This window comes from Hymenobacter aerilatus, assembly GCF_022921095.1.
In the GTDB taxonomy this organism is placed as follows: domain Bacteria; phylum Bacteroidota; class Bacteroidia; order Cytophagales; family Hymenobacteraceae; genus Hymenobacter; species Hymenobacter aerilatus.
Genome location: NZ_CP095053.1, coordinates 4,439,582 through 4,464,137 on the forward strand (window position 1 = coordinate 4,439,582; position 24,556 = coordinate 4,464,137).

A 24,556-nucleotide genomic window follows, 5' to 3' on the forward strand; every position below is an offset into this window, starting at 1 on the left:
CAACGAATGATGCACGATCAAGAAAGCAACGGCTAGTAGTAGTCGAGCAACTCATGCACAAACATGTGTGCTGTGCAGCAGGTATGTTGCCACTCTACCTTACTATTGGGGCGGTAATGCTTACGGATAGAGTGCGAGGGGTAATGTATTGATAATAAATAGTTTAAATTGCTGATCAGGCGGCGGTGAAATACGCAATCCAGCTAAGTGACTAAACCGCAGCTACTGGCTTGCTGTTGCTATAGCTAAGGCTGGATTACACCAACCCATCAAACCTGTTATTCTATGTCTATCACCTCCCAGGCCGATGTAGTTGGCCTTCAACGCATCAGCGAAGCCGTTGGTACTACCCTAAAGCAGATGCGTGCTTACGCCCAACCCGGCATGACCACCAAAGACCTGGACGAGTACGGCGGACAGCTGCTGGCGGCGCTGGGCGCTAAGTCGGCCCCGCGGCTGGCGTATGGGTTTCCAGGCTGGACGTGCATCAGCGTGAACAATGAGGTGGCGCACGGCATTCCGTCGGTGCGCAAAGTGCTGCAGGAAGGTGACCTGGTGAACATCGACGTATCGGCGGAGCTAGACGGCTACTGGGCCGACAACGGCGGCTCGTTTGTGCTTGGCACTGATCTGCACCAGCACCAGCCGCTAGTAGATGCTTCTCGGCAGATTCTGCGCACGGCCCTCAGCCGTATCCGCGGCGGGGTACGTATTGCCGATATCGGCGGGCTGATAGAAGGCGAAGCGCGCAAGGCGGGCTTCCGGGTGATTAAGAACCTGGTAGGGCACGGCATTGGGCGCAGCTTGCACGAGGAGCCTTCCGAAATACCTTGCTTCTACGACCGACGCAACAACAAGCGCTTCAAGAAAAACTCGGTGGTGGCCGTAGAAACGTTTATTTCCACCCGCGCCTCCATCGCGCACCAAACCAACGACGGCTGGACGCTGGTAACCAAAGACGGCAGCTTCGTGGCCCAGCACGAGCATACCATCATCATCACAGACGACAAGCCAATCATTCTGACTGAGGCAAACAGCATCTGGGAATAAACCAGGCGAGCAGTCAACCAATAGAAAACAAAAGTGCCGGCTACCAGCCGGCACTTTTGTTTTCTGGCCTCCGGTGAAGGAAGGCAAGTAATTAATCTGCATTTAGCGCAGCACCACCGGGAAGGTCACGTTGGCATCATCGGAGCCGGGGCCTGCGGTGCCATCCTTGGTACCAGGCTGGTGGCGCAGCTGAATGGTCAGATTGCCCGAGGCGGCAGCGTTGGTTTGCACAGTAGTAGTGAGGCCTACGTCAAAGCCTTTACCGTCCTTGTCGGTGCGGGTAATGGTCATGAGGCTGGTAGGATTAAGCGTGTACACTACCAAGTGCTCGTCGTTTTCTTCCCGTATTTCTTCCGTGATGTTGTCGGCGGGAGTCTTGGTTTCGTCTAGGAACTCAATAGTGCCCGTGTAAGTGGTATTGGGGGCCAACGTGATGGTGCTGATGGTAGGAGCATTGCCGCCGGCCCCATCCACGTCTTTCCACTCGGCCGTTACGGCCTGGCCAGTGCCGCTGGTGGGCCTGAGGGTATAGCGTACGGTGGTGATGAACTCGTTGTCAGCTTCGGGCTCTGGGTCTTTGTCATCGTTGCAGGAAGCAAAGAACAGAGGGGTAGCCAACAAGAGAGCGGCGAAGGGGCGGAAAAGGGAAGTCTTCATGAAAAAGGAATGGTGAAAAGTGAATGAATGCTTAGTTGGGGCTGAAATTCAACGGGATATGCAGGCGCAGCGTCACGTTGCGGCCCATGTCGTCGGCGAAGTAGCGGAAGCGGTTTAGGTAGTCGCGATACCGCTCGTTGAGCAGGTTGGAGCCGGCCAAACTCACCTCTACAGGGGTGCCACCCAGGCGCAGGGTAGCGCCTACCTCGGCGCCTAGCAGGCCGTAGCCATCGGGGGCGGGCTGGGGGTCGTACTCGGCGCTGGGCACGCGCGTTTGCCGGCGCACGGCCGTGCCTCGCACCAGCGCAAAAAACTGGTTGGCGCGGGCAGTCTTCTGCCCGGACCAGTCGCGCCGCACCGACAGCTCAAACCGGTCGGCCGGCACGTAGATGAGGTAGTCGTCGAGGGTGCGGTTGCGCGCCCGAATCACGGCCGCCTTGCCATTGAGCAACCAGTTGGCAGCCAGCTGGTAATCGAGGGTAGCGTCTACACCCCGAAACACGGCATCAGTCTGCTGAAAGCGCCACGGCAGAAACGAACCCTGAATGGTGGTAATCGGCGCGCCTATCACCTGGTAGATGTAGCCATCGATGCTATTCTGGTACACGGTCAGCTCCCCGTTCAGGCGCGGGTTGTCGTGCAGGGTAGCCGTCAGGCCCAGGTTATAGGAGGTTTCGGGCTGAAGGGGCGGCGTGCCGGCCGGCCGCGAAATGTCGTAGCCTTCCTCATAGATGCCGCCGTGCACACCCTGCGAGTACCGCTCGTTGGCGGCCGGGGCCCGCTGCACCAGGGCGGCGTCGGCGCGCAGGGTGAGGTGCACGTTGGCATCGTACACGGCTCCCAACGAGGCCGAGGGAGTCCAGAACTGGAAGCGGTTGCGCTCCACGCCGTAGTAGGAGCTAGAGTCGATTTCGAAGCCACGGGTGAGGCGGCGGGTGCGCAGGTCGCGGTGGTCGAGGCGCAGGCCGGCTTCCAGCAGCAGACGCTCGTGCTGCCAGCGCTCAATCACGAAAGCGCCCGCCGTGCGGTTGGTGTAAAAGGGTATAAACTGCCGCGTACCGCCCGCATAGCGGTTGAACTGGTAGGTGCCGCTCAGCCCCACACTACCGCGGAAGTTGCCCAGGGTAGGGTGCTCCCACACTACGTCGGCGGTGGTAGTGTAGTTCTGGTAGCTGAGCTGGGGCAGGTTGCGCCGCCCCGCGTCGCTCGACGCCCGAATAACGTCGTACTCGTCGCGGTAGTCGCGCTGGTTGGCCACGGTGGCCGTCAGCCGCCCGCCGTTGCCGGTTTTCACGAAGCCCGTCAGCTTGGCCAGGTCGTGCTGGAGTTGCTGGTAGGGCCTGTTGATCTGGTAGCTGAAGCCAGGGTTGATGGCGGGGCGGCCGCGGGCAATGGCAGCTTCCAGATCGGCCCGGTTGCCCACAATGGCGCTGCTCAGAATACCTAAACGGGAGTTGAACTGACTGTAAAAGGCTTCAACGCCATACGTATCCTTGCGCCAACCCAGGGCCGCCGAGAAGTTGTGCTCCCGAAAACCCGTATTGTCGAGGCGGTAGTCGGGCGTGCGGGTGTTGCCGGCCTGCTTTAGGGTGCCTTGCAGGCGCCAGCTGAGGGCGGGTAGGCGGCGCAGGTTGCCATCTACCGCCGCCGAAACGGCGCCCAATCCGTTGTTCGACATCCCTACCAGGTTTACATCGGCTCCAATGCCGGCCGAATCGCGCAAGGCTTTGGGCTGCACCAGCACCACGCCACCCACGGCATCGGTGCCGTAGCGGACGCTGGCGGCGCCCTTCACCACCGTCAGGTCAGAAGCAATAAACGGGTCGATTTCCGGACCGTGCTCCTGGCCCCACTGCTGGCCTTCCTGCCGCACGCCGTTGTTCATAATGGCCACACGGTTGGAGTGGAGTCCATGAATCATGGGCTTGAAAACGCTGGGGCCGGTCTGGATGGCCGCCACGCCAGGCAGCTTCTGCAGGGCTTCGCCTAGGGCTTGGCCACGCGTTTGTTGCAGGGCCTGCCCCGTAAGCGAGCCGCTAGCCTGGGGGAGGGGTGCCTCTACCCGCTCGCCGCGCACGGTGGCGCCGCGCAACGTCACGGCATCGGGGTGCAGCTGGAAGTTGCGCACGGTGGCGCTGCTGAGGCGCACTTCGGCCCGCTCGGTGGCGTAGCCGATGAAGCGCACCTCCAGCTGATAAGCGCCGGGGCACACATGAAAATGAAAATTGCCGTCGGCGTCGGTTTGTGTGGCTTGCTGGCCGGGCTGCACAATAACGGTGGCCCCGGCCAGCCCCTGGCGCGACTCGTGGTCGGTGATGCGGCCCGCCAATGGCAGGTTGCACCCGTTTTGCGCCGTGCTCTGGTGCACAACGCCTAGGCACAGTCCTGCCATCAGCAAGACCGCTACAAAGCGAAACAGCATGAAGAAGAGGGAATTACTCGGTCAGCTTGCCAGAAGTATGGCGGGCAAAACGCTGATGGCCAGTCACCTGATAAGCAACGTGGCTGCGCGAAACAGTTGCGCAAACAGGCATCTTCCTAAGCCGGGAAGCCGGTAGTGGCCCATGCACCACGCGGCGCAGTGCGTCCGCGGTGGGGTAGGAAGAAGCAAAAAACAAGGAAACAAGGGGCTGACTACACTACCGGCGGACCGCGCAAGTAGCAGGCTGTCAGCACCGTTTCGCTCCATACCGACTGCTGTGGCATCATCCAGCGAAGGGCATGCGCCGCGCTACGGGCAAATACCACCCGCACGGCCGAAAGCTGAAACGGGACGTTGTAGAACTGGTCGACGCTGCAATGCTGGTGCTGAGCCGAAATGGTTAGCGCCTTCTTATGGATTACCTCGTGCGTGGTGTGCTCATGCGCGTGCAACGCCAGCAGCCACGTGTCCGGTACCATCACCCGCACGAAGCAGATGAGGAGGAAACAGGCTATGAAAGAGCGTGAAGCAACCATGCAGGCAATGAAACGGGCGCCGGAACGTGCAGCTTGTTCGAAAAGTGTAGTGAACAACGCCGCTTTTGCACAAATGTTGCAAAATAATTTCAGAATGGCTTTAGTCAGGCAGGTGTCGCCGTCTCAAATCAGGCTGCTACAGTAGTGATATGCGTGTTCAGAAGTAGCTTGAGATGCCTTTGCAATGAAGTATGTTTCTAAAAACAAATAAGTTGTGACTATTACTTCTCATCCTTGCTATGCGATTGGGGCATCTACCACAATGCTATTCAGTACTGTTGTTGTGGTGCAACGTGAATACATAGCAGGAGCTCTTGGCAACGACATTTCTACTTGTTGTATAAACCGGCTAACTCAGTGAGACGAAGAAGAGCACTTCTTGTGTAGAGATATAAGTAGCAGATAGTGAGCTGCTAGCGCGTGCGGGAACGAACTCAAGGCTCAAATGTGTCTGGCTGGTGTGTCTACCCTCTTGTCTTTATATACCCCCTACCAAAAATGCTACTGGTGGCTGCTATGGCTGCTGGTGTGGCCTCTGACCGCAGGAGGCCTACCCGAAAAGCCGCTGACGTTGCGGCCCGAGCCGCTGGCCCTGCCGGCGCCTACCTTCCGTGTGGCGCAGGTGCGCGACGAGCGGCCCGACCGCCGGGCCGTGGCCTGGCTGCTGTCCGCACCCGGTACCACCCCGGCGGCGCCGCGCCTACTCGATTTGCAGGGCGGCGCCGAAGCAGCGTTGCAGCAGTTTGCAGCCCAAAGCCTACCAGTAGGGGTAGGGGCGCGCCCGGTACGGGTGCGTATCCGGGCGCTCCGCATCACGGAAAAGGCCGCGCCGGGTGGGCGCGTAGAGGGCGATGTGCAAGTACAGTTGGCCTTTGACTGGCTCCGACCCGACGCCGCGCCGCTACTGCTCACGGAGTACCGCAGCGGTGCCCGCTACGGCCGCTTGGCTACAGATGCAGCAGTGGTAGAGCCAGCCTTGCGGCAGGTGCTAGCAGGTGGGCTACGCTACCTCAATAGATGGTTGACCCAGGCCGCCGAGCAGGATGCGCGCCTGGCTACCCGCGTGCAGCCCACCTTCCGCTACGACCAGCGCCAGACCGAGCACGATACCCTATTCTACGACCCAACGCGGCCCCTGCGCTGGTCGGATTTCACGGGGCCGCCGCGGACGGGCATCTACGCGGCGGCGGTGTTTCCGGGGTTTTCCTACCAGGGCAAACCTCGCCTGCGCAACGGCGTGCTGGAGTTGGACATCACCCTGCAAATATTTGTGGTGCGCAGCTCTTCCTGGGTAGGAGCCAACAAATCAGCTTACTACCTAGCCCACGAGCAACGTCACTTCGACCTGGTGAAGCTAGTAGCCGAGCGCTTCCGCCGCCATGCCACCGCCGACAGCCTTACGGTAGAAGATTACAACAGCATTCTACAGCGTCAATACCTGCGCTCGTTCATGGAAATGAACCGCCTGCAAGAGCAGTACGATGCTGAAACCCGCCACGGCCTCGACGCCGCCGCCCAGCAGCGCTGGGACCAGCAAATAGAAGCCGACTTGCGGCGGTTTGGGGTAGAATAGGGATAGTGAAGTTGTGAAATGATGAATTGGAAGTAAAACCCATCTGTCATCCTGAGCAGAGCGAAGGACCTTCTCAGGCGAGAACGACAGGCGTTATTATTCTAGAAGCCCCTGTCATCCTGAACGCAGTGAAGGACCTTCTCACGCGAGAACGACGGTCATAACAACGACTCGTTCACGCGTGAGAAGGTCCTTCGCTCTGCTCAGGATGACAGATGGGCTTCTAGAATAATAAGCGGAATTACTTCCAGCTCACGGCCAGCGGTGAGTTGATACGCTGGGCAAACTCCGCCAGATACGCATCCCAAGCGGCGGCTGAGGCGAATTGCCCGCTTTTCTGCCACCCGAAACCAGCGTAAAACACCACCTTGTCTTGCTGTGGCTTCGTGACCATGTAGAGTTGGCTTTGGTCTTTCTGGTCGGAGCGGTGCTCCTGGTAGTCGGTGAGGTAGCGCGGGGCTACCACCACGCCGGTGCCCAGATAGGAGTCGTCTATCTTCTCCCAGTAGCGGCACCAGCCGGCTTTGGGGTCGGCTTTTACCTCGCCTTTTTGCTCGTGCAGCGTGAGGCCGATGGTGCAATTGGGTAGGGGCTTATCGGCCGAAATGTGCTCCTCGAAGCGCGTCATGTTGCTGCCCAGGTCCAGGGAAATGCGCTTGGTTTCCGTCACCGATAAGCTGCCGGCCGGGTAGGGTGCATACGTCAGCTCAAACACCGTGCGGATGGGACCAGTAGCCAGCACCTTGTACTTGGTGAAGTTCTTGGACACGAACAACTTTCCATCCATCAGGATGCCGGTGCCGCCCACGCCCCGGCTGCCGCCCACGTGGTAAGGGTCGTAGCCCTCACCTATATCGGTGTGGTAGGCAAAGGGCTTCTCGTTCACATGGCGGCCATACCACTTGTCGATGATGGGGTAGGGCACGCGCTTCAGCCAACAGTCCATGCCACTTGTGAGCGTGCCGTTGGGGTCCTTTTTCTCGGCCAGCTCCTGGGCGTTGGGGCCATAGGTGCGGAACGCCACCCGGTCGTTTTCCCAGGCAAAGTCGTCGGTGCGCTCCGGCACGAAGCGCGCAAAGGTGACGTTGGGCGTCGTTGGAACCGGCCCCGCCGTGGCCGGCTCCAGTGTAAACGTCTTGCTTGCCTTGGCTCCCATGTCCGTCTGAAACAGCAACTCGTCGGGTTTGCCGTCGGCGTCGTTGTCTATCAGTTGGCTGATAAGCAGCGCCTTGCTGGCCGCATCGCGCACGCGCAGGTCGGCGGGAGCCAGTTGGCGGGCAGCGGCCGGTAGCTTGCTTAGCGGCAGGCTGATGGTTTCGGCGCGGCGGGCCAGGTTCAGAGCGTTGCGTACCGTGATGGTAGCGGCCGGGCGAGGTGCAGGGGCCGCCCCCACAAATAGCAGCGCTGCCAGGGGTAGGGCAAGGGTAAGCGGTTTCATTGGCAAGAGAAAGGGGTAGGAAGCAGACTAGCGCAGTTGGTCGATGGGAGCAGGGTCCATATCGGTATACTCCTGGTTTTCACCACCCATACCCCAGATGAACGTGTAGCCAGCCGTGCCGCAACCCGAGTGAATCGACCATGGCGGTGACAGAATGGCTTGGCCCTCGGCTACCCACAGGTGGCGGGTTTCCTGGGGCTGGCCCATCAGGTGCAATACCCGCTGGCCTTCCTGCAAGTCGAAGTAGAGGTAGGCCTCCATGCGCCGGTCGTGGGTGTGGGCGGGCATGGTATTCCACACCGAGCCGGGGTGCAGCTGCGTGAGGCCCATCACCAGCTGGCAGCTGGGTATGCCTTCGTTGTAGATGTACTTATAGATGGTGCGCTGGTTGGCGGCTTCCATGGTGCCCAGCGTCACGGGTGTGGCCTCGGCCTGCGTGAGGCGCGTGGTAGGGTAGGTAGCGTGGGCCGGGGTAGAGAGCAGGTAGTACCGGGCCGGCTGCGACGGGTCAGCGCTGGCAAAGACCACTTCTTTGGCATCCTTGCCCACATACAGGCAGTCCTGACGACCCAGTTCGTAGGTAGTGCCATCTACGGTCACGGTGCCGGGCTGGCCGATGTTGAGAATGCCCAGTTCGCGGCGTTGCAGGAAGAAGTCGGCCTTTAGGTTGTCGGGGCAGGGTAGAGGAATGGCATCGCCGGTGGGCACCACGCCGCCTACCACCATGCGGTCGTAGTGGGTGTATACCAGCTGAATATCGCCGGCTACGAACAGGTTTTCTAGCAGGAAGTTCTCGCGCAGCTCGGCCGTGTTCATCATCGCCGTCTCGCGCGGCCCGATAGCATATCGTTGAATCATGGTTTTTGGGGTCTTGGGGGCTTAGGGTTTAGGGGCTTAGATGGTTGATAGATATTGTCATCCTGAGCTTGCGAAGGACCTTCTCACGCGTGAACGAGTCGTTGGTACGCCTGTCGTTCTTCGGGCATAAGGTCCTTCGCTGCGCTCAGGATGACAATACCTATCAATCATCAGCACATCAATAATCAAAACATTAAAAATCAACACACTACCTACCCATCCAGCCGCCGTCTACGGTGAGGATGGTGCCGTGGACGTAGTCGGCGGCGGACGATGCCAGGAAGACGGTAGGGCCTTTGAAGTCGTCGGGGGTGCCCCAGCGGTTAGCCGGGATGCGGCTCAGGATGCTGGCCGAGCGGTCGGGGTCGTTGCGCAGGGCCTGGGTGTTGTCGGTGGCGATGTAGCCGGGTGCAATGGCATTCACGTTTACGCCCCGGCCGGCCCATTCGTTGGCCAGTGCCTTCACTACGGAACCAATGGCGCCCTTGCTGGCCGCGTAGCCCGGCACGGTGATACCGCCCTGAAACGTGAGCAGCGAGGCCGTGAAGATGATTTTGCCGGCGCCGTGCTCCAGCATTTGCCCGCCAATGGCGCGGGCCAGTCGGAAGGGCGTATCCAGGTTGATGGCCAGCACCTCGTCCCACAGCGCATCCGAGTGCTCGGCGGCGGGGGCACGCTTGATGGTGCCGGCGTTGTTGATCAGAATATCAATCTGCGGAAAGTCCTGCTGCACCTGGGCAATGAAGGCATCCACGGCCGGGCGCTTGCTGAAATCGGCTTGGTAGGCGTGAAACTTCCGGCCCAGCGCCTGCACCTGCTGCTCGGTATCGGAGCCGCTCAGCGCCAGCGACGACGACACGCCGATGATGTCGGCACCGGCCTCGGCCAGCCCAACGGCCATGGCCTGCCCAATGCCGCGGTTGCAGCCCGTCACCAGGGCTAGCTTGCCCGTCAAATCGAAAGAAGTAGTCATAGTAGAGGGTAGGTGTGAGCCGACAAGATAAAGCACGCGGCCGGTTTCACTGTCCTGGCCTGTCAGTGGAGGGTAGGAAAAGGGGAGAAATGCGCGCAGAATTACAGCGCATGATCGAGCTTAACGTCTTGTCCCGACCAGATTTTCTTAGATGTCCAGTCCTGGGCAGGGGCCGACCAAAAAGGGTCGGTGCTGGGTAGGCCCAAGGGTAGGAAGGCCGAGGTGCACAGGTAGAGGCTGCCCGTAGAGATGTAGACTTCGCCAATGCCGGGCTGATGCCCGCACAGCCCGATTTGCAGCCAGCCCTTGCTATCAAACGTGCCCTTAGGCTCCATCGTGCGCCGGATAACAGCCGTGAGGGCGCTCCGCACCTGTGCAGCCGGCAGCTCCTCGGGCAATAACTGCTGCAACGACACCTGCGCCAGGTGCTGAAACGCGCCGCAGCGGTAGGCCAGAGAACGGCCGAACGCGGCAAACGACCCGTCGGGGCAGATCAGGCGCTCCTGCACCTGGGCGTAGCGTCGGGCGCGGGTGCGCAGCAGCTCCAGCAACTCCTTGCGCTCCTTGCCAGCCGCAACCAAGGTGCTCACCACATCCAGCAGCATGGGCTGAATCACGTAGCTATTGTAATAGTCCCAGTGATAGTCGGGGCCGTCGCCGTAGGTGCCGTCGCCTTTGTACCAGGTCATGTGCTCTTTGATGGCGTAGTCCATGCGCATCAGGTCGCCCGCGCCGGTAAACTTCAGCAAGGCCGCCTCAATGATAGCGCTGAACAACAGCCAGTTGCTGTAGTAGGGCTTGATGACGCGGCTGCTTTGCAGGGCCGCTACTAGCTGCGTTTTGGTGGTGTCGGGTAGCTTTTCCCAGAGCTGGGTAGGGGCCCGGAGCATGGCATGCGCCAGAAACGCGGCATCTACCACCGGTTGCCCACCCTGAGTGAAGTTCAGGAAGTCCGGCGACTGTGGGTTGACGCCGTGGGCAATGGCCTGGCGGGCCAGCTCCTGGTAGCGCTGCTGGCGGGCCAGCTCGTTGGCGGGCACTTCTTTCAGCTCCAACCAGGGGGAAAGGCCCGTGAGCGTGCGGCCGAGGGCCTCGAGGTAGGTGACGTTGCGGCGGCCCGCCTCCTGGCCCGGTGCAGCTTCTACGGGCATCCTGGCTTTCAGCTGCCCTTGGGCGGCGTTGGTCAGCACGGGGTCTACCACCTTCAGCAAAGTGCTGAGCCAGTAGTCGCGGTCGGTGGTTTTAGCCGGGGCGGGTAGGGGTAGGGCGTTGCTCGCCAGGCTAGCGCCAGGCAGGGCCAGCGCCGATAAGGCCGCTGCCGATTGCGCAACGAAGGTGCGTCTTTCCATGGAAAAAATAGGGATAAAACGAAGTAGTCGTATTACTTCAGCTTGATAACTTCGGAACCAGCCAGCAGAAACGCTCCGGTGCCGTACACATCCCAGCTCTCGGCCGAAAAGTCGCGGCGCGGGTCGGCGCCGATGGGCTGCACCCAGCCCACGCGCCCCTCCGCCGACACGCACCGGTTCAGCGCCGCCCACGCCTTTTGCACGTGGGGCAGGTAGGTGGCGCGGTCCAGCAGACCCTGGTTGATGCCCCAGGCCAACGCGTAGCAGTCGAAGCCCGAGCCCGAGGCCTCGCCGCCGGGGTAGGCGCCGGGGTCGAGCAGGCTGGCGCGCCACAGGCCGTCGGGCTGTTGCAGCGCAAGGAGGCGGGCGCTCATTTCCTTGAACAGGTTTTGGTAGAATGGCCGCGTGGGGTGGTCCTGGGGTAGCTCTTGCAAGGTCTGCACCAGGCCGCCCATCACCCAGCCATTGCCGCGGCTCCAGAAAATAGGCTGGCCGTTGCTTTCCTTCTTACCCTCGCCGGCCGCGTTCCATAGGTAGGAAGCGTCGCGGGTGAACAGGTGCTGCTGCTGGTTGTAGAGCCGGCGGTAGGTCTGCTTATATAAGGTGTCGTTGAAGGCAAGGTAGCGGGGTTGGTTGTCGATGAGGGCGGCCTTCACCAACACGGGCGGACCCATGAACAGGGCATCGCACCACCACCACGTAATGCCATGCTGCTGCACCTCGGGGCCGGGCGTGGTGTAGAGCTTCTCCAAAGTCGCCAGGGTAGGCGCTATCATCTGCCGGTCCTTCTTGAGACGGTACAGGTTTAGGTAGGTCTGGCAGATGGCAATGTCGTCGGCGTGGTCGTAGCGCTTGGCGGGACGCCACTGCGTGCGGTTGCCCATAGCCATTAGCGAGTCCAGCACCCACTTAGCCTTAGTGGTCTGGTAGGCCGCAAACACGCCGGAGTAGAAGGCGCCGTTGGTCCAGTCGGTGAGTTCGTGCCTGAGGTGGGCCAGCTGCCAGCGGGTGGCTTTCAGCATCTGCTGCTTGATGAACTTGGGCTTGAACAGCGCCTTATCAGCCGCCGCTGTCGACTGTGCGTAGCTGGTTTGCCGTAGGCCCAAGACGAGAAGCAAGCCGCCCATGAGCAAACGACGAAACTGGAAAGAACAAGGCATAGGCGTAGGGTGGGGAACGTATCCACAATAATAGGCCGCCGCCCGCACACGGTAGGGGGGCGTATCCTGAGATTATGGGGGAAAGATTCGCCTAGCAGCCTGATGGTGGTGAAATGCCCGTCATGCTGAGTGGAATCGAAGCATACCGGGCATTGCAAGACAGCTATTCTACTCTACAGAAGCCGCTTCCTTGCTCGGGCGATGCTGTCGGGCGTACTCGGAGGGCGTCACACTGTAGATTTTCTGGAACATCTTGCGGAAGTATTTGGCATCCTCAATGCCCACCTGAAACGCTACTTCCGATACGCGCATGGTGGTGCCGGCCAGGAGCTGCGCGGCGCGTTTCATGCGCACGTCGCGGATGAACTCTACCACCGTCTGGCCCGTGATGCTCTTGATACGCCGGTAAAATACCGACTGGCTCATGCCTACCTTCCGCACCAGTACCTGCACGTTGAACTCGGCGTCTTCGAGGTGCTCTTCTACCACCCGCATGGCGTTTTCCAGAAACTCGCGGTCGGCGTCGGGTACGGTTATTTCGGTGGGCTCTAATAAGATGTGGCGCTGGTAATATTCATGCAGCTTGCGCCGATTGCGCAGCAGGGCTTCCGCCTTGGCCAGCAGCAGGGTAGGGTTGAAGGGCTTGCTCATGTAGTCGTCGGCGCCCAGGCCCAGGCCTTCCAGCTGGTGGGTTTCGGCGGTACGGGCCGTGAGCAGCAGCAGCGGAATATGCGCCGTTTTGGGGTGCTGCTTCACGCGTTGGCATAGCTCCAGGCCATCCGAGTGCGGCATCATCACGTCCGAGATAATCAGGTCGGGGAGCTGGTGCAGGGCTTCGTCCCAGCCCTCCAGACCATCGGCGGCGGTCAGCACCTCGTAGTCAGCCGCGAAAAGCTGGTGCAGGTACTGGCGCACCTCGTCGTTGTCTTCTACTACTAATAAGCGCGGCGGCCCTGTCGGGGCGGCGGGTAGGCCGGGCAGTTCTTCCGCTGTTTCTGCTTCCACTTCCAGCACCTCCAATAGCTCCTCCGACTCGGCGGCGGGGGCAAACGTATCATCTTCCGGCTGCATGTCTTCGGGCTTGAGGTGCTGCGCGCCCAGCGGCAGGCGCAGCTCAAAGGTGGTGCCTACCCCCTGGGTGCTGCTCACGGTGAGCTGCCCGCCGTGGCGCTCGGCAAACTGCCGTGCCAGCGACAGACCGATGCCCGTGCCCGTCATGCGCAGCGTATCGGTGTGGGAAGCTTGGTAATATGGGTCGAAAATGCGGCCCAACTCGCTGGCCTTGATGCCCACACCCGTGTCCGTAACGGTGATTTTCAAGTAGTTGCCGGTAAGCTGCCCCTGGTGGTAGAGGGCTTCGCCCTGGGCGTCGCCGATGACCATAGCCGCCAGCTCTACCCTACCCTTGTTGCGGGTATACTTGAAGGCGTTGGCCAGCAGGTTGGTGAGGATAATTTCCAGCTTGCTACGGTCAAAATACAGCGGCACCGGCTGAGTAGGCATGTCCAGCAGATATGTTACGTCGCGCTCCTGGGCCTTTAGCTGAAAAACGGAGTGGATATCGGTGAGAAAGCGCACGGCATCGGCGCGCTGGGCGCGCAGGGGCACGTGGCCAGTTTCCACCTTCCGAAAGTCCAGGAGCTGATTGACTAGCTCCAGCAGCTTGCGCGTTTGACGGTGCATCAATTGCACCTTGCCGCGCAAATCGGCCACGGGACCAGCGGCGCGCATAATCTCCTCCATTGGCCCCAGAATGAGGGTGAGCGGCGTGCGCAGCTCGTGGGAGATATTGGTGAAGAAGCCCAGCTTCAGGTCGGTCAGCTCCTTTTCCTTTTCAGCCTGAAACTGCTCCAGCAACAAGCGGTTTTTCAGCTGCTGCTGGGCCATTTCCACGCGCCGGAACCAGGCCACCGCGCCCAGCACCACCGCTGCGTAGAGCAGGTAAGCCCACCACGTGCGCCACCAGGGCGCCAGCACCTCAAACTGCATGGTGGCATAGCGTTTCGACCACACGCCCTCGCCGTTGCTGGCTTTCACCTCCAGCGTATAATGGCCTGCCGGCAGGTTGGCGAAGCTGGCCGTGCGCTGCCCCGGCGCGGGGTATACCCACCCCTCGTTGTAGCCCACCAGGCGGTAGGCGTAGCGGCTTTTCTGGGGATTGGCGTAGTTCAGGGCCACAAACTCCACCAAAAAGTCATTTTCTGCGTTGCGGATGGTCACGGTTTGTGGCACCGATAGCGCCTGCGTGAGCAGCACGCGGCCGTTCACGGTGTCGCCCACGGCTATAGGGCGGTTGGTTACGCGCAAGCCGGTAATCTGCACCACCGGTGCGTAGGGATTGGCCTGAATATCATGTGGTTGGAAATAGTTGATGCCATTAATCCCCCCAAAGTAGAGCGTGCCATCCTGGGCGCGGGCCGCCGAGCCTATCTTAAAGGAGTTGCTCTGCAAGCCGTCGGCCACGTCGTAGCGCAGGTACTGGCGGGTAGCGGGCGTGAAGCGGTAGAGGCCGGTGCCGCCTATCCAGAGGTGGCCGGCCTCGTCGGCCAGGATGCTCTCCACATCCTGCTCCGGCAGCTCGTTCAGGTAGGAGCGAATGGTTTCGTGCCCGGCCGCATCGGCGCGCAGCTGGTGCAGCCCACCCCCGATGGTGCCAATCCAGAGGGCGTTCTGCTCATCCAGCAGCAGCGGCCATACATAGTTGACGCGCAAGCCGGTAGGCGCGCCCGGCGTGTACTGGTAGTGTTGTAGCACCTGCAACGCGCTGGGGGTAGCGCGCAGCTTCAGCAGGCCCGCGTCGCGGGTGCTGGCCCACAGCACGTCGCGCTTGGCATCGTAGAGCAAGAAGGAAAACTGATTGGTGGGCAGCGCGCTGTTGGCAGTGCGGTAGGTGCCCAGGTACTGGCCATCGGGGCTGAAGCAGCACAGCCCTTCCGAAAACGTAGCCACCCACACCGTGCCGCGCTTGTCCTGCGTGATGCGCTCAATGGACGTATTGCTGAGGGAAAGGCCATCGGGCAGCTTATCGTACGTGGTCAGCTTCTCCTGGCCATTCACCCGGCTGAGCGTAACCAGGCCGTGGCCGCGCGTGCCAAACCAGAGCGTGCCATTGGTGGTCTGAAACACTGCCGAGGCATCGATGCCGCGTGCCCCGCCGCTCTGCTGGTTGAGGTAGTTGCGGTAGGTGTGCCGGGCAAGGTCGTAGCTGGCTACCCCGTTGCGAGTACCAAACCACAGGGTGTTGCTGGCTTCTTCCTTGTAAATGGCATTGACGTAGTTGTTGGACAACGCCAGGCGTCCCGTAAGTTGCTGCCGGATGCTGCCAAAGGGCTTCTGGCGCAGGTCTACCTTGTTGAGGCCGCCGGCCGATGCGCACAGCCACAGCACCTGGTGCTGATCCTCAAAAATCTGGTGTACCCGTTCGGAGTTGATGCTGAATGGCTCCCCATCCTCGGGTAGAAACAGGGTAGGGTCTGCAACCCGAAGTGGGGGCGCAGCACCTGTGCGGGCCCCCGCTTCCCACACGTGCAGCCCGTAGATGGTGCCTACCCACAGGCGACCAAACGAGTCCATGTAAGTCGACTGCAAAAGCGGGAGCTCCTGGGGGAGGGGGTAGGCGCCCAGCTCCCGCACCGTGCGGCGGTTGGCAGCACTCACCCAGTATACCCGGTGGTCGGTGCCTACCCACAGGTCGCCGTGACGGTCGAGGTGCAGGGCCCGCACCGATTTATTAGCCAGGGCGGTAGTCTGTGGTTGAAAAGCAGCCAGCGTGGTGCGAATGAAGTGCAGCCCCGAAGTTTTACTTCCTACCCACAGCTTGCCTTCTGGGTCGAGTGCTAGGCTGGTAATGTGCATCAGCACGGGCTGGTGCTGCACATGCGGGGGGAGTTGCTGCAGCTGCTGCACATGTCCTTGCCGGTTGAAGGTCAGCACAAACAGGCCGGTGCGGTCGGTGCCCACCCACAGGCGCCCCAGCGTATCCGAGGCCAGCGCCGTTACGTCGGACTGGGCCAGCAGGCGGGCCTGGGTTTGGTAGGCCACCGGAATGTGCTGCTCATCAAGCCGGAAGAAGTTGTCCTGATCGGCGTTGTACAAGCTCAGGCCGGCCCGCTCGGTGCCTACCCACAGGTGGCCGCCGGCGCCCACGTGTAACACCGTAATCCGGTTGCTGGAAATACCGTTGTGCGGATTCACAGGCAGCGAGTACTGCTTCAGGGTGTAGCCGTCGTAGCGGTTGAGGCCGCGGTTGGTACCCACCCAGATAAAGCCCGCCCGGTCCTGCGTCACGGTCATGCCGTCGCTGTGCGAGAGGCCTTCGTTCACGGTCAGGTGCTCAAAGCGAAAGGCACTAGGAGGAGCATTCTGGGCCAGCGCCCGGAAGCCTCCCGCCAGCACCAGTAAGACGCCCCAGCTACACCGGATGCCTACCCCTTTCAGCGCCGCAAAAAGCAGGGCGAAAAAAGCAGATAGGTCGTCCTGAACATGTGTTTGCAAACGATTGCAAGTAGCCATTTGAGAAAGAGAGAGCACGCAGAGAAAGAGTAGTGTAATGATATAAAAGTATAGTAATCAATGGTTTGAAGGGGATGGTGTCGTCGTCAATCGATTGTGCACGGAATAGATGACCAATTTAACCCCTTTTTTCGATTGAATTACCCCCTGTCTGGCGCTAAGGCTCCTCCTACATTTGAACAGTTCCCGCCGCGCTGGTTGCAGGCACCGGGGATAGCGCTTACCTACCACCAGATAGGTACTCGCGGGGGGGGTAGGCTGATCCGTAGCCCGCAGCGCCCACCTCACAGGAAGGCTTACCTACAACTAGACTTTTTGGAAAAATTTTACATCTCCCACCTTGCTCCGCTCCTCACGGATGCAAAATCTACTTAATCATATGAGAGTAAAACCGTTACTCTTATGCGGGACACTTGTACCCTTGCAAGTAGCCCTCGCCGCACCCGCTGCGCACAGCCACCCCGGAGCACCTGCGCGCTCCACAACGGAGGCGGCAGCCCTCGTCGACCAGACCATCACTGGCCGCGTGACCGACGACAAGGGCCAGCCCCTACCCGGTGCCACGGTGGTAGTAAAAGGCACCACCATTGGCGCCGGTACCGATGCCGACGGCCGCTTCAGCCTGGTAGTACCCACTGCCAGCCAGAACGGTACCCTGCTGATTTCGTCCATCGGCTTCACCTCGCAGGAGTTCCCATTGGGCAGCCGCACCACCTTCGATGTGCGACTGGCGACGGATACCAAGGCACTGGAGGAAGTAGTGGTAGTAGGCTACGGTACCCAAAAGCGCTCCGACGTGACGGGCTCCGTGGTATCTGTGCCGCAAGACCGTTTGGAGAAGCTGCCGGTCTCGAACGTGGCGCAGGCGTTGGCCGGTGCTGTGGCGGGCGTAAATATTGTGACCAGCTCGGCGGTACCAGGCGCGCAGCCCAGCATCCGGATTCGGGGGGTGCGTTCTATTACAGCCAACGCCGACCCTTACATTGTAGTAGATGGGGTGCCGTTTCCGGGTAACCTCAACGACATCAATACCAACGACATTGCCTCTATTGAGGTGTTGAAAGATGCCAGCTCCACGGCCATCTACGGTACGCGCGGTTCCAACGGGGTTATCCTGATTTCCACCAAGCGAGGCAAAACCGGCAAGCCCGAGATTCGCTACAACGGCTATGCTGGTCCCGAGTTCTTCGTGAACAACCTGACGCCGCTCGACGGCCCGGCTTATGCCCAGAAGTACCAGGACTTTGCCGCCCAGCGGGGCTTCACGCCTACCCAGCCCCTACCCAACGCCGCCGAAGTAGTGAACCTGGCGGCCGGCAAGACGGTAGACTGGATGAAGGAGATTCAGCAAACGGGCTCCATTCAGGACCACAACCTGTCTATTTCGGGCGGTACTAACGACGTGAAGTATTTCGTTTCGGGGGAGTATTTCAAGCAGCGCGGTACGCTCAAAGGCTTTCAGTTTCAGCGCGTGAGCCTGCGCTCTAATATTGATGCGGATCTGACGCCCTGGCTGCGCATTGGCACCTCGTCGTTCTTCTCGACAAACAACGACAACGGCGGCCGCGCCGACCTCACGCTGGCCCAGGTAACCAGCCCCTACGGCAACCTCTACAACCCCGATGGCTCTTACGCCATCTGGCCCCAGCTGCCGGAGCTGCTGATCAAGAACCCCCTGCTGGCGCTGAATACTACCCGCGAAAGCGTCGTAAACCAGCTAACGGGTACAGGCTATGCCGAAGTAGCCCCTACCTTCGCCAAGGGACTGAAATACCGCCTGAATGCCACTTACTCGTTCCGGCCCTACCGCTACGCGTATTACGAAGGCCGCAACTTTGGTAACCTCAATGGCTACGCGCAGTTGGTCAACGATGAGCGCCGCAACTACACCATCGAGAACATCCTGAGCTACGCGCACGATTTCGACAAGCACCACGTGGATGTAACGGCTCTATACAGCTCGCAGCAGAACACGTACTTCACGACCACCGAAAATGCCAGCGGTTTCGTCAACGACGAAATTGGTTTTAATGGCATCGGCGGCGGCTCCCTGCCTCCTACCATCAGCTCCTACAGCGAGCGGCGGGCATTGCTCTCGCAGATGGGCCGTATCAACTACAACTACGACAGCCGCTACCTGCTCACGGTAACGGCCCGCCGCGACGGTTCTACCGTGTTTGGCGCCAATACCGATAAGTATGGCGTGTTCCCATCCGTGGCCCTGGGCTGGAACGTGGCCAATGAAGCCTTCCTGCAAGACAACGCCTTCCTAAACGAGTTGAAGCTGCGCTTCTCCTACGGTACCACCGGCAACGAGGCTATCGGCCCTTACGGAACCATCACAGGTCTGTCCCAACTACAATACGCCTACAATGGCGTGACGACGGTAGGCCTACGGCCCAACATCATTGGTAATGCTGATTTGAAGTGGGAGCGCACCACCAGCGCCAACTACGCCGTGGACTTTGGGGTGCTGAAAAACCGCATTGTGGGTACGGTGGAGTACTATGTTGCCAAGACCAACGATCTACTGCTGAATCGCCAACTGCCCATCATCACTGGCTACAATTCTATTCTGGCCAACGTGGGCTCGGTGCGCAACCAAGGCGTCGACGTAGCGCTGACCACGAGAAACATTGATAAGCCCGATTTCAGCTGGGAAACCAATATGAACGTTTCCGTGGTGCGCAACCGTGTGTTGCAAATCTACGGCACCGGCGGCGACGATATCGGTAGCAACTTGTTCATCGGCAAATCATTAGGTGGCATCTACACCTACGAGAAAGTAGGCGTATGGCAGGTAGGCGAAGACCCCAGCGGCCAGGACGCCTCGGCCAAGCCCGGCGACCTGAAGTTCCGGGACGTGAACGGCGACGGCAAGATTGACAGCAATGACCGCACCTACCAGGGTAGCACCATTCCTGAGTGGCAGGGCGGCATCACCAACACCTTCCGCTACAAAGGCCTGAGCCTGCGCGTGTTCTTCCAGACGGTGCAAGGCGTGTTGCGCAACAATGGCAACCTGAACTTTGTGGACCTGGGCGGCCGCTCGAACACCCCGGAAGAAGTAGGGTACTGGACACCTGAGAACAGAAGCCAGGACCGCCCCGGCCTCAACTACAACAACCCCCGCGGTTATAGCTACCCCAGCGACGCCAGCTTCACTCGCCTCAAAGACGTGACGCTGAACTATAACTTCCCGTCTACGCTAACGGAAAAGCTGCGCCTGGGCAACCTGTCGGTCTATGTGAGCGGCCGCAACCTGTATACCTGGACCGACTGGGTAGGCTGGGACCCTGAGCAGAGCTACACGGTGGGCAACGGCACCGGCAACGGCGGCACGAACTACCCCAACGTGCGCAGCTTGGTAGTTGGCCTGAACGTGAGTTTGCGCTAATCTTTCTTCTCCACCTGACTTATGCATCTCTTTGATATGAAACGTTTTACGCTGGCTTGTGTCGGGCTGCTGGGTGCGGCTCAGCTCCTCAGCTCCTGCGAGAAGGAGTACCTGGATGAAGATCCGCCCTCCCTATACACTCCCCAAACCGTGCTGGTCGATTCGCTAGGCTTTGAGGCCGCTATGGCCGGCCTGCAATCTGTCGTGCGCGAGCAGTACACCTCCGATGGTCCGCAGGGCTTGTTGGGCATCATGCAGGAAGGCACCGACGTGGCCATTCCGGGCCAGGTGCAGGGGGTAGAGGTGCCCTACTACAACTACACCCTGCTGAACTCGCAGGACCAGGGCGCCGGCTACTACTGGAACTGGGCCTACCGCACCATCAACAATGCCAACCAGATTATTGCTGGGGCCGAGGCCGCGCCGGCCTCGTTGCGCCAAGGCTACAAAAACCGCATTTCGGCTGAAGCGCGCTTTTTCCGGGCCTATGCTTACGACTTCCTGACGACGCTCTACGGTGATGTGCCGCTGGTAGACGAGCCCGTGACCTCACCCCGCACCGACTTCACGCGCACACCGGTAGCCGAGGTTAACGACTTTATTGTGAACGACCTGACAACGGCCATTCCCAATATGTTTGATGCGAACAAAGCCGCGTCGGGCCGCATTGCGCGGGGCGCAGCCCAGCACCTGCTGGGGCAGGTATACCTGCGCATGAACAAGCCGGCCGATGCCGAAAAAGTATTGCAAACGCTCATCAGCAGCGGTACTTATAAGCTGATTACGGCCCGCTACGGGGTGCGCACCAACCAGCCCGGCGACTACTTCTCCGATATGTTTATCATCGGCAACCAGCGCCGCAACCAGGGCAATACGGAAATCATCTGGGGTATTGAGCAACAACTGAACGTGCCCGGCGCGCAAACCAACGCCCAGCAGCGCCGCATGTGGGTACCGGCCTACTACAACATCAAAGGCATGCTGATTGCCGACTCCCTGGGGGGCCGCGGCATCGGGCGCATGCGCCTCAGCAACTGGGTAGACTACCGCCTGTATCCCAAAGACGAGAGTGCGGATATGCGCAACTCGAAGTACAACCTCAAGCGCCGCTTCTACTACAATGACCCAGCCCAGGCGGCTCTGTATCGTCAGCGCGTAACGGGGCTGCGCGGTACCGACACCATTTTCTTCATCACGCCCTACACCACCAAGTGGAACCAGTATAACCCCGCCGACCCCTTCGGCTACGGTACCATCAAGGACCTGCCCATGATGCGCCTGGGCGAAAGCTACCTGCTGCTGGCCGAGGCCCAGATGAAGCAAGGCAATACGGCTGGGGCAGCTACCAGCATCAACGTGCTGCGCACCCGCGCCAAAGCCGCGCAAGTAACGGCCAGCCAGATGGATCTAAACTTCATCCTAGATGAGCGGGCCCGCGAACTGATTGGTGAAGAGCAGCGTCGCATTACACTGGTGCGCACTGGTACGCTGGTAGAACGCACGCTCCGCCTGAACGGCGCCTCCGTGACAGGCCTGACGGCCCAGAAAGCCCTGATGCCTATTCCGCAGTCAGAAATAGACCGGAATACCAGCGCTACGCTGACCCAGAACCCAGGATACTAACCCTACCTCTTACCGTATACGGCCGACTGCCGATGCAGTCGGCCGTATAGTTGTACGCGTATGCAGAAATTCTTTTTCCTTGCGGTAGGCTTTGGGCTAAGCACGGGTTCTGCCCTGGCACAAGCTCCCGCTACCCCCAGCAACGCCCCAAAGGTGAAAACCGCCGCTTTTCGCCCCGGCGAGCTGTGGTACGATACCGACGGCAACCTCATCAATGCCCACGGTGGGGGCGTGTTGCAGGTAGGCAAAACGTACTACTGGTATGGCGAGAAACGCGCCCAGCACCAGGAAGAAGGCGTGAATGTGTATTCGTCCAAAGACCTCTACAACTGGAAGTACGAAGGTGTGGCCCTGGCACCCGCCACCGACCCGCAGAACGATATTGCGGCCGGCTGCCTGATGGAGCGGCCCAAAGTCATCTACAACAAGAAGACCGGCAAGTACGTGATGTGGTTTCACCTGGAGCTGAAAGGCCAGGGCTACAAAGCCGCCCGCGCCGGTGTAGCCGTAGCCGACAAGCCCACCGGCCCATTCAAGTACGTGAGCAGCTTCCGGCCCAACGGCAACATGTCGCGCGATATGGGCCTGTTTGTGGATGACGACGGCGCGGCCTACCACATCTACTCGGCCCGCGAGAACTACGACCTGCGCCTGGCTCGCCTCTCGCCCGACTACCTAACTGCTACCCCCCAGGACTCCCTGCTTTTTAGCAAGCACCAGGAAGCGCCGGCCCTATTCAAAACTGGCGGCAAGTACTACCTCATCACCTCGGGCTGCACCGGCTGGGACCCCAACCAAGCATCCCTGCACGTAGCCGACCGGCCCTTCGGCCCCTGGAAACCCCTGGGCGACCCTATGACCGGGCCCAACGCCAAGCTCACCTTTGGCGGACAGTCGACCTACGTATTGCCGGTGGCCGGCAAGAAAGACGCCTTCATCTTCATGGCTGACCGCTGGAACCCCAAAGATTTGAAAGATAGCCGCTACCTATGGCTGCCGGTGCAGTTCAAAGACGGCCAACCTACCGTGGAGTGGCTGCACCACTGGAACCTCAATTTCTTCAACAACCCCTCTACCAAAATCCTTTAGGCTGTGCTGAACCAGACTATTGTGCGGGCGCTATTATTGGGCAGCCTTAGCTTCTCCTCTCTTGCCACCACGCAGGCGCAAACCAAGCCTGCAACCAAAACTGCCGCTACCCCTGCGGCTGCCAAACACACCTTTGCGCTGGGCGACGAGCACTTTTTGCTCGACGGCAAGCCTTTTCAGATGATTTCGGGGGAGATACACTACCCCCGCGTGCCGCGCGAGGCCTGGCGCCAGCGCATGCGCATGGCCAAAGCTATGGGCCTGAACACCATTGGCACCTACGTGTTCTGGAATGCACATGAGCCGGAGCCCGGCAAGTACGATTTCAGCGGCAATCACGACGTGGCCGCTTTCGTGAAAATGGCCCAGGAAGAAGGTCTGTGGGTGGTGCTGCGGCCCAGTCCCTACGTGTGCGCCGAGTGGGAGTTTGGGGGCTACCCTTACTGGCTGCAAAACGTAGCTGGCCTGAAGGTGCGCAGCCAGGAGCCGCAGTACGTGGCCGCCTACAAGCGCTACCTCAATGCCGTGGCCAAGCAGCTGGCACCCTTGCAAGTAAACCACGGCGGCCCGGTGCTGATGGTGCAGGTGGAAAACGAGTATGGCTCCTACGGCGCCGACAAGGAATACCTGGCCCAAAACCAAAAGCTATTCCGCGAGGCCGGCTTCGATGGGCTTCTTTATACCTGCGACCCAGCCGCCGACGTGGCCAACGGCCACCTGTCCGGCCTGCTGCCCGCCGTGAATGGCCTCGACAAACCCGACCAGGTGAAGAAAATTGTGCGCGACAACCACGCCGGCAAAGGTCCCTACTACATTGCCGAGTGGTACCCCGCGTGGTTCGACTGGTGGGGCGCACCGCACCACACCGTGCCCGCCGAGAAATATGCTGGCCGCCTCGACTCGGTGCTGGCCGCCGGCGTGAGCATCAACATGTACATGTTTCATGGGGGCACTACCCGCGGCTTCATGAACGGTGCCAATTACAAGGGCGAGGGCACGCGCTACGAACCCCAGATCAGCAGCTACGACTACGACGCACCCCTGGATGAGGCCGGCAATGCTACCCCCAAGTTCATGGCGTTCCGGCAGGCTATTGAGAAGCACTTGCCTGCGGGCACCAAGCTGCCTGCCGTGCCTACGGCCAAACCCACTACCCGCATTCCGGCCGTTAGTCTGAGCCAGGCTACCCCGCTGCTGAGCGTGCTGCCCAAGGCCGTGACCAGCGCCAAGCCCCAGACGTTTGAGGACCTGCACCAGCCCTATGGCTTCGTGCTCTACCGTACCCAGGTGCCGGGCGGCCGCACGGGCGTGCTCAGCCTGACCGAACTACGCGACTACGCCGTGGTGCTGGTGAACGGGCAGCGTGTGGCCGTGCTGGACCGCCGCAAGGGCGAGCACCAGGAAGCCAGCATCACCCTACCCGCTGGCACCGTTACGCTGGATATTCTGGTGGAAAACCTGGGCCGCATCAACTTCGGCGCCTACCTCTTGCAGAACCGCAAGGGCATCACAGAGAAGGTGACGTTTGCGGGCAAGGAGCTGACCGGCTGGCAGCACTTCCCGCTGCCGTTCGATGACATTACGAAAGTAACGGCCACCAAAACCGGCAAGGCCACTGCCGGCAACGGCCCCGTGCTGCGGCGCGGCTCCTTCACGCTCACTACCCCCGCCGATACCTACCTCGATATGAGCCAGTGGGGCAAGGGCAGCGTGTGGCTGAACGGCCACCACCTGGGCCGCTATTGGGAAACCGGGCCTCAGCAAACCGTGTATGCGCCCGCCGAGTGGCTGAAAAAAGGCCGCAACGAGGTGGTAGTGCTAGAGCTGCTGAAACCCGAACAAGACCAACTAACCGGCCTCGACAAACCTATCCTGAACGTGCTGAAGCCGGAAGGCGAAGCCCGCAAGACCAACTAACC

15 protein-coding genes are annotated in these 24,556 nt (G+C 60.5%); 6 read left to right on the plus strand and 9 right to left on the minus strand.

Going from position 1 to position 24,556, the window contains the following annotated elements:
* The first annotated feature begins 285 nt into the window (after positions 1–285).
* On the plus strand, positions 286–1,050 hold the full coding sequence (map, locus tag MUN82_RS18620) for a type I methionyl aminopeptidase (protein ID WP_245092834.1): 765 nt from the start codon (positions 286–288) through the stop codon (positions 1,048–1,050).
* Positions 1,051–1,152: 102 nt separating this feature from the next.
* Here map and MUN82_RS18625 read toward each other — a convergent pair whose 3' ends face one another.
* From MUN82_RS18625 to MUN82_RS18635, 3 genes are all read right to left on the minus strand, one after another.
* A complete protein-coding gene (locus tag MUN82_RS18625) occupies positions 1,153–1,707 on the minus strand; it encodes a hypothetical protein (protein ID WP_245092836.1) in 555 nt (184 codons plus the stop codon).
* Between the two features lie 31 nt (positions 1,708–1,738).
* On the minus strand, positions 1,739–4,129 hold the full coding sequence (locus tag MUN82_RS18630) for a TonB-dependent receptor (protein WP_245092838.1): 2,391 nt from the start codon (positions 4,127–4,129) through the stop codon (positions 1,739–1,741).
* Between the two features lie 212 nt (positions 4,130–4,341).
* The gene (locus tag MUN82_RS18635; RefSeq protein ID WP_245092839.1) at positions 4,342–4,665 is read right to left on the minus strand and encodes a hypothetical protein; all 324 of its coding nucleotides are present in this window, start codon (positions 4,663–4,665) and stop codon (positions 4,342–4,344) included.
* A 472-nt stretch (positions 4,666–5,137) separates the two neighbouring features.
* Between MUN82_RS18635 and MUN82_RS18640 the strand changes: the two genes are divergently transcribed.
* A complete protein-coding gene (locus MUN82_RS18640) occupies positions 5,138–6,238 on the plus strand; it encodes a hypothetical protein (protein WP_245092840.1) in 1,101 nt (366 codons plus the stop codon).
* 241 nt (positions 6,239–6,479) lie between these two features.
* Here the strand turns inward: MUN82_RS18640 and MUN82_RS18645 are convergent, their stop codons facing one another.
* The 6 genes from MUN82_RS18645 to MUN82_RS18670 all read right to left on the minus strand — a co-directional run bounded on the left by MUN82_RS18645 (position 6,480) and on the right by MUN82_RS18670 (position 16,510).
* Complete coding sequence (locus MUN82_RS18645) at positions 6,480–7,676, minus strand: BT3233 family polysaccharide utilization protein (RefSeq protein ID WP_245092841.1); 1,197 nt, start codon at positions 7,674–7,676, stop codon at positions 6,480–6,482.
* A gap of 27 nt (positions 7,677–7,703) precedes the next feature.
* Entirely contained in the window at positions 7,704–8,534 is an 831-nt protein-coding gene (gene kduI / locus MUN82_RS18650; protein WP_245092842.1) for a 5-dehydro-4-deoxy-D-glucuronate isomerase, read from the minus strand.
* 208 nt (positions 8,535–8,742) lie between these two features.
* Positions 8,743–9,507 (minus strand): 2-dehydro-3-deoxy-D-gluconate 5-dehydrogenase KduD, encoded by a 765-nt coding sequence (gene kduD, locus MUN82_RS18655; RefSeq protein ID WP_245092843.1) that lies wholly within the window; start codon positions 9,505–9,507, stop codon positions 8,743–8,745.
* Between the two features lie 101 nt (positions 9,508–9,608).
* On the minus strand, positions 9,609–10,856 hold the full coding sequence (locus MUN82_RS18660; protein ID WP_245092844.1) for a DUF2264 domain-containing protein: 1,248 nt from the start codon (positions 10,854–10,856) through the stop codon (positions 9,609–9,611).
* 32 nt (positions 10,857–10,888) lie between these two features.
* Positions 10,889–12,016, minus strand: a complete 1,128-nt coding sequence (locus tag MUN82_RS18665; RefSeq protein ID WP_245092845.1) for a glycoside hydrolase family 88/105 protein — start codon at positions 12,014–12,016, stop codon at positions 10,889–10,891.
* Between the two features lie 168 nt (positions 12,017–12,184).
* Positions 12,185–16,510, minus strand: a complete 4,326-nt coding sequence (locus MUN82_RS18670) for a hybrid sensor histidine kinase/response regulator transcription factor (RefSeq protein WP_245092846.1) — start codon at positions 16,508–16,510, stop codon at positions 12,185–12,187.
* Positions 16,511–16,949: 439 nt separating this feature from the next.
* Here MUN82_RS18670 and MUN82_RS18675 point away from each other — a divergent pair, with 439 nt between their 5' ends.
* From MUN82_RS18675 to MUN82_RS18690, 4 genes are read left to right on the plus strand one after another with little or no spacing between them, the layout of a single operon-like run.
* On the plus strand, positions 16,950–19,925 hold the full coding sequence (locus MUN82_RS18675) for a SusC/RagA family TonB-linked outer membrane protein (protein WP_245092847.1): 2,976 nt from the start codon (positions 16,950–16,952) through the stop codon (positions 19,923–19,925).
* A gap of 36 nt (positions 19,926–19,961) precedes the next feature.
* Complete coding sequence (locus MUN82_RS18680) at positions 19,962–21,548, plus strand: RagB/SusD family nutrient uptake outer membrane protein (protein ID WP_245092849.1); 1,587 nt, start codon at positions 19,962–19,964, stop codon at positions 21,546–21,548.
* A 60-nt stretch (positions 21,549–21,608) separates the two neighbouring features.
* The gene (locus tag MUN82_RS18685; RefSeq protein WP_245092851.1) at positions 21,609–22,637 is read left to right on the plus strand and encodes a glycoside hydrolase family 43 protein; all 1,029 of its coding nucleotides are present in this window, start codon (positions 21,609–21,611) and stop codon (positions 22,635–22,637) included.
* A 3-nt stretch (positions 22,638–22,640) separates the two neighbouring features.
* Entirely contained in the window at positions 22,641–24,554 is a 1,914-nt protein-coding gene (locus tag MUN82_RS18690) for a glycoside hydrolase family 35 protein (RefSeq protein ID WP_245092852.1), read from the plus strand.
* The last annotated feature ends 2 nt before the right edge of the window (positions 24,555–24,556 follow it).

Coding starts and splice junctions, on each gene's coding strand:
- map (WP_245092834.1), top strand. CDS start 286: ATGTCTATCACCTCCCAGGCCGATGTAGTTGGCCTTCAACGCATCAGC.
- MUN82_RS18625 (WP_245092836.1), bottom strand. CDS start 1,707: ATGAAGACTTCCCTTTTCCGCCCCTTCGCCGCTCTCTTGTTGGCTACC.
- MUN82_RS18630 (WP_245092838.1), bottom strand. CDS start 4,129: ATGCTGTTTCGCTTTGTAGCGGTCTTGCTGATGGCAGGACTGTGCCTA.
- MUN82_RS18635 (WP_245092839.1), bottom strand. CDS start 4,665: ATGGTTGCTTCACGCTCTTTCATAGCCTGTTTCCTCCTCATCTGCTTC.
- MUN82_RS18645 (WP_245092841.1), bottom strand. CDS start 7,676: ATGAAACCGCTTACCCTTGCCCTACCCCTGGCAGCGCTGCTATTTGTG.
- kduI (WP_245092842.1), bottom strand. CDS start 8,534: ATGATTCAACGATATGCTATCGGGCCGCGCGAGACGGCGATGATGAAC.
- kduD (WP_245092843.1), bottom strand. CDS start 9,507: ATGACTACTTCTTTCGATTTGACGGGCAAGCTAGCCCTGGTGACGGGC.
- MUN82_RS18660 (WP_245092844.1), bottom strand. CDS start 10,856: ATGGAAAGACGCACCTTCGTTGCGCAATCGGCAGCGGCCTTATCGGCG.
- MUN82_RS18665 (WP_245092845.1), bottom strand. CDS start 12,016: ATGCCTTGTTCTTTCCAGTTTCGTCGTTTGCTCATGGGCGGCTTGCTT.
- MUN82_RS18680 (WP_245092849.1), top strand. CDS start 19,962: ATGAAACGTTTTACGCTGGCTTGTGTCGGGCTGCTGGGTGCGGCTCAG.
- MUN82_RS18685 (WP_245092851.1), top strand. CDS start 21,609: ATGCAGAAATTCTTTTTCCTTGCGGTAGGCTTTGGGCTAAGCACGGGT.